3 protein-coding genes are annotated in these 6,413 nt (G+C 37.4%); 1 reads left to right on the forward strand and 2 read right to left on the reverse strand.

What is annotated here, in order from left to right; translation table 11 throughout:
- The first annotated feature begins 2,506 nt into the window (after nt 1–2,506).
- On the forward strand, nt 2,507–3,400 hold the full coding sequence (locus tag Q5O86_RS05065) for an ROK family protein (RefSeq protein WP_302626059.1): 894 nt from the start codon (nt 2,507–2,509) through the stop codon (nt 3,398–3,400).
- Between the two features lie 76 nt (nt 3,401–3,476).
- Here the strand turns inward: Q5O86_RS05065 and Q5O86_RS05070 are convergent, their stop codons facing one another.
- A complete protein-coding gene (locus tag Q5O86_RS05070; RefSeq protein ID WP_302626060.1) occupies nt 3,477–5,294 on the reverse strand; it encodes an RICIN domain-containing protein in 1,818 nt (605 codons plus the stop codon).
- A 203-nt stretch (nt 5,295–5,497) separates the two neighbouring features.
- On the reverse strand, nt 5,498–5,884 hold the full coding sequence (locus Q5O86_RS05075) for a hypothetical protein (RefSeq protein WP_302626061.1): 387 nt from the start codon (nt 5,882–5,884) through the stop codon (nt 5,498–5,500).
- Between the last annotated feature and the right edge of the window lie 529 nt (nt 5,885–6,413).

Here is a 6,413-nt window from a genome sequence, read left to right on the forward strand (position 1 = left end):
ATACGGCGACCACCGAGATCTACACTCTTTCCCTACACGACGCTCTTCCGATCTCACAAAGTGACCAGCTTGTAATTTCCGACGAGAGTATTGTAAGAAATATGTACTATGGAATGAAACGCTGTGAAGAGTTTGGAGGTTACATGAATGTAGGATATGTTCCCGATTCCTTTGGCCAATCAGGAAATATGCCACAAATCTACAAAGACTTTGGAATCAATGACACTCTCTTCTGGCGTGGTGTAAGCGATGATATGGTAAAACACACCGATTTCAACTGGAAAGGTGATGATGGAAGTATTGTATTTACCACACAGATACCTTTTGGTTATTATATTGGCGGCAACATTCCGGAAGACACCATGAAAAGCGAAGAATTTTGGCAGAAGGAATGCTTTGAAAAAGCCGGAAAAGGCAGTTCTACTAAGCATATTTATTTTCCTAACGGATTTGACCAGGCGCCTATCCGTACCAACCTGCCTGAACTCATAAAAGAGAGAAACGAAAAAGATTCAGAAAATGAATATGTCATTAGTTCTATCGAAGATTATATCAGGGATGTAAAAAAAGAAAATCCAACACTGGAAGAAGTGCAGGGCGAACTTGTAATTGCCAAACATATGAGAATACACAAATCCATTTTCTCATCCCGCTCTGACTTAAAGGTTTTAAATACCCAAGTTCAAAACTACGTTACCAATATCATGGAACCCCTCCTTGCCTTATCATACAGGCTGGGAAACGATTATCCACATCATGTTGTCGAAGAAATCTGGAAGCTATTATTTGAAAATGCCGCCCATGACTCTATTGGCTCCTGTATTTCAGACACTGCAAACGAAGATGTTTATATGCGTTACAAACAGGCTAGAGACCTTGCCATCAATCTTGTAGAACTCCACTCCAGACAAATTGCAACAGACATCAAAAATAATGCTGACATGACATTTACTTTAATTAATTCTCTTCCTCAAAATCGGGAAGATACTGTTATTGTTAAGACTTATATTCCTGGTGGAGATTTTACAATTGCAGACGAAAAAGGAAATAAAATTGATTACACAATTATTGAATCAAGAGATTTAACAGACTATGTGCTGTCGCAGACAATTAAGCTTAACCCTTCAAGAAAATTTTATATTCCTGACCAGGTATTGGAAGCTGTCATCGCAATTAAGACAAGAGATGTTCCGGCGCTCGGATATGTGCAATATTCTATAAATCCGAATGATAAAGGTTCCATTCCGATAAAAAATATGGACCATATGGAAAACGAATTTTACACAATTTCTGTAGCCGAAAATGGTTCACTCACAATCCTAGACAAAGAAAATAACATGCAATATAAAAATCAGGCTATTCTGGTGGAAAATGGAGATGATGGCGACAGCTTTAATTACTCTCCGCCAAGAAAAGATATGGAAATATTCTCCACAGATTCAGAGTTTGAGTACGAAATTTATGGTAATGACCTTTACAGTAAAGCAACAATAAAATATTTGATGAATATTCCAAAAAATTTAGAAGAACGTGCAAAAGGTATCACTTCTACAACATTACCTGTCACTCTGGAAATCGGACTGAGAAAAAACTCTAAAATAATCGATTTCAATGTTCATGTAAGTAATAATGGATTATCTCATCGTCTATGTATTATTTTTGATAGCCAGATAACAAGTAAATTCAACTATGCGGACCAGCAATTCGGATTAATCAAACGTCCAAATTACTATGAAAAAGAGATGAATCTGTATCTGCAAAATCTTGAAAACCATACAGAAAAAAAGGCAGGCATTCAGGAACTTGCCAACTGGGCAAATGACCAGTCTTCCTGGCAGGAACCTCCAATTTCTATTGAGCCTACCCAGTCATATGTTTCATTAACGGACAAAAACACCGGAATTGCAGTAATTCCACAGGGAGTAAGAGAATATGAGGTTTTAGATGACAACAAAATCCGTCTCACATTATTCCGCACTTATGGTTTTATGGGGAAAGAAAATCTTATTTATCGTCCGGGCAGGGCGAGTGGTGAAAGAATTATTGAAACACCCGACGCACAATTATTAAAAACAATGGATTTTTCATTTGGTTTTATGACTTACAATTCAGACATCAATGATTCAAATGTAGACGTTCTCGCAAAGTCCTACAATACGCCAATTCAAGTCTACACTTATGCAGAATTTTTAAATGGCAGACTCATTTTTTCCCAGAGGGAAATTGAAGGCTCAAAACCTTCCACATACTGTCTTTTTGAAACAGAAAACAAACTTGTTGTTTCTGCAATTAAAAAAGCAGAAGACGGCGATGGTCTGATTATCCGATTATATAATGGAAAAGACCACAAAAATATAGGTGATACACTGAAATTTCATTATGACATTTCTGAGGCTTATTATACCAACTTAAAGGAAGAAAAAACAGAAGCTATTGAAATTTGTAATAATACAATAAAAGTAAAGGAGCTGTCACACTGTAAATTTGTGACTATTTATGTAAACTAATGAAGTACGCAATTGCAATTGATATAGGCGGCACCAATACCCGTGTTGCCTTAGTAGATGAAAAATTAAATATTATAGACAGACAACAGTTTTCTACGGATTCATCCAATCCTGAAATTACTTTATGCGCAATATCAGACATTATAAAATCCTATGACTATGATATTGCAGGAGCAGGTATGTCCTGTCCCGGTCCTCTCGACCTGATTAACAACCAGATACTGACACCCCCAAACTTAAACGGCAAATGGCATAATCTGTTTGTGGCAAAAGAACTCAGTGAAATGGCCGGCATTCCTGTTTATCTGAATAATGATGCCAATCTCGCCGGACTCGCTGAAGCAGTTGCCGGGGAAGGCCGGGACTACCGTTTTGTTCAATTTCTTACAGTGTCCACTGGCCTCGGTGCAGGCTTTGTAATTGACAAACAAATTTATTTGGGCGCTCACGGCTATGCCAATGAAGTTGCAAACTGTATTATGATGCAGGATGGTCCGTCACACGGTTCTATTATTCCGGGCGGAATTGAAGCCATCAGCAGCGGAACTGCAATTACAACCCGTGCATTAAATGCCGGATTAAATATAAAACATCCCGGAGATGTTAACGACCTGGCAAAATCAGGCAATAAAACAGCCTCATCCATCATGTATGACGCAAAAAATTATCTCGCTAATTTTATTGCTTTTATCTATGCTTTTGCCGACCCTGAAATTGTAATCTTAGGCGGTTCGGTTGCCCTAAAAATCGATGGATTTGTGGACGATGTTGAAAAACTTGTAAAAACTAAAGTTTATGATAATATGAAACCTTATATCAGAGTACGCAAATCCACATTAAATGAAGACTCCGGTCTTATTGGTGCAGCATATCTGGCATTTTCTAAAGCTTAAACCTAAATATGGCGGAGTGGATATTCCACCCCGCCATATTTATAACTTTAAAATTATTTTAATCAGTCATTCTCATCTAATTTGCCAACTGGAATTTCCATTGCTGATTTGCCTGCTGACCATAACTATATTGCTGTATATTTCCACCATCTGATGTGGACCAATCTGCAACATCTAATGATTTCTCACTATGTCTATTTATAATACTTGAGTAACCATTACCCAAATCGGTGAGATACCACTGCTGATTTGCCTGGTCGCCTCCACAATCCCACATCTGAATATTGGCACAATTATCTTTTGACCAGCTATTGACATCTAATGCCTTACCATTCAATACACTGGTAATCGTATAACAATTGCCAACCTGCTTAATGTACCATCTCTGTGCATTTGTTCCATTATTATGATACTGCTGTACATTTGCTCCATTATTTGTATTAGAACTTGTAACATCCAGAACACGCCCACTATGTCTGTTTACAATATAATACTGAGCTCTTTCTACTTTAATAGATGATGCTTTATCATTCCAGTCATTTCCGACATAACTTGTGTCACTGGTAATTACTTTTGATGCTCCTGAGAAATTATCATCCCAATATAGTGTAACCTTATATCCAAACGGAACCTTGATTGACGATAAATCATCATTCTTAAATCCTTTTGCCTGCAAAGATGAAAGTGTATATTGACCCTCTCCGAGAGACACAGAACGTCCGCCATAATTTGCATCCTGATAGATATAGATATCCCCTGATGCAGTATTTACATTTCGCTCCACTTTAATGGAGGACGTCTTGTCATTCCATTCACTTCCCACATTACTTGTATCTCCGGTAATAACCTTTGATGCTCCTGAGAAATTATCATCCCAATAAAGTATAACCTTATATCCTGAAGGAACTTTTAAAGATGTAAGGTCATCATTTTTAAATCCTTTCGCCTCCAAGGAAGCCAGATTGTAATTTCCTACTCCTAAAGATGCAGAACGTCCACCATAATTTGCATCCTGATAGATATGTACATCACCTGATGTAGTATTTACATTGGCGGAACCTGTGTTTGACGGTTTCTCCTGGTATACACGAACATAGTCGACTTTCATCTCCTGAGGAAATGCGTTATTATCAATTGAATATCCCGGCCACTGACCACCTACTGCCACATTCAGAAGAAGATAAAACGGTCTGTGAAATTCTTCTGTATCACCTGCATTATTTCCAATATAAATTTCATAATACTTGTTTCCATCAACAAACATCCTTATATACTGGCTATCCCACTGCATACCGTATGTATGATACTGCGTAATATCAAAATTAGATGTGTTTCTTCCATACTCTGCATGTCCATTTGCATTCCAATGACACGTTCCATAGGTTTTATATTCTGCATTAACCGCTTCCATAATATCTATCTCGCCACATGACGGCCATCCAACGCTGTTAATATTGGCACCTAACATCCAGAATGCCGGCCAGATTCCCTGACATGCCGGTAAAGCCATTCTCGCTTCAACATAACCATATGTAAATGTGAATTTTCCATTTGTAATAAGACGTGCCGATGTATAATTCATTCCACCATAAGACTCTCTTTTTGCTCTTATGTGCAATGCTCCACCGGAAACATAAGCATTATCTGTTCTATTTGTATAATACTGTTGTTCGTTATTTCCCCATCCCCAGGAACCCGTTCCGGTCTCATAGCTCCACTTGGATGTATCTACAGACGAACCGTTAAATTCATCACTCCATACAAGTGTTGATGAAGTTGTTGCTGCCGCTTTTACTTCTTTTTCTGACTTATGAAATGTCATGCCAAACGATAAAGTAACCATTGCTAACGATAATGCAGCAACTATTATCCGATTAAAAAATCTCTTTTTCATAGATTGACCTCCTTTATAAAATGTTACCGCTAACTTTCTCTATAACAATAGTATAAACTTTAAATCAATTACTGAAAAAGGGATATTTTTTTAAATAAGGTATCTTTTTTTATAAAATTGTTTTCATTTTTGCCCTGCGAACCGGATTTTTGTCTACAATAACTCATTGCATTTTACCATCCGGCCGGCAGGGCATAATTATCCTAATAATATCTTTTTCTTCTCTGTCTTCTTCTATACATTTCATTTAATAAAAGTACCGTTATAATATCTTTCAGCCAGTTATCATCCGGATATTTTGTGCATTCTTCACCGACACATTCTGCTTCTTCTTCCTTTAAAATATCAAAAATACTTCCAACCATTCTCAATATTCCAAGTTTATCCGGATACTCATCATACATCATACTGCCTGCAAATTCCTGACGGTTACACTCATTTTCCACTAATTCCTGCAATCTGGAAAATGTCAAAGGATACATCTCTTTTACATAATCCATATCTCTGTCATCTGCCGCACCCCATTGTCCATAGTATATTCCCGAAATTGCATTTCCCTGAACGTAAAAAGGTATATATCTGTAATCCATAAATATTCCCTAACCGTTTGTCATTTTATAATATTCATCAATACTTTTATATGTTACAAAAGTGACATATACAGACACAAACCTACAATTTAACTTTAATTTCTTTTCCTGACTTTTCATATGGTATATACTCCACCCCCGCAGCCGCCATCATACGCTTTGATGCTCTAACCGCAGACGTATCCCCATATTTGTCATCTCCGTATATTACTTTTTTGATTCCGCACTGAATAATCGCTTTTGCACACTCATTACATGGAAATAAAGTAACATAAATTTTAGCCCCCTCTAAACTTCCACCTCTGTAATTTAATATGGCATTCAATTCACTATGAGTGGAATAAAAATACTTATTATTATATGGGTCTTCGCTCTCTCTGTTCCAAGGAAATTCATCATCATCACAACCAAGCGGCAATCCATTATATCCCATTGATAAAATCTTGTTATCCGTGCTGACAATACATGCACCCACAGATCGGAAGAGCGTCGTGTAGGGAAAGAGTGTAGATCTCGGTGGTCGCCGTAT

This window comes from uncultured Eubacterium sp. (genome assembly GCF_937958975.1).
GTDB lineage: Bacteria > Bacillota > Clostridia > Lachnospirales > Lachnospiraceae > Eubacterium_G.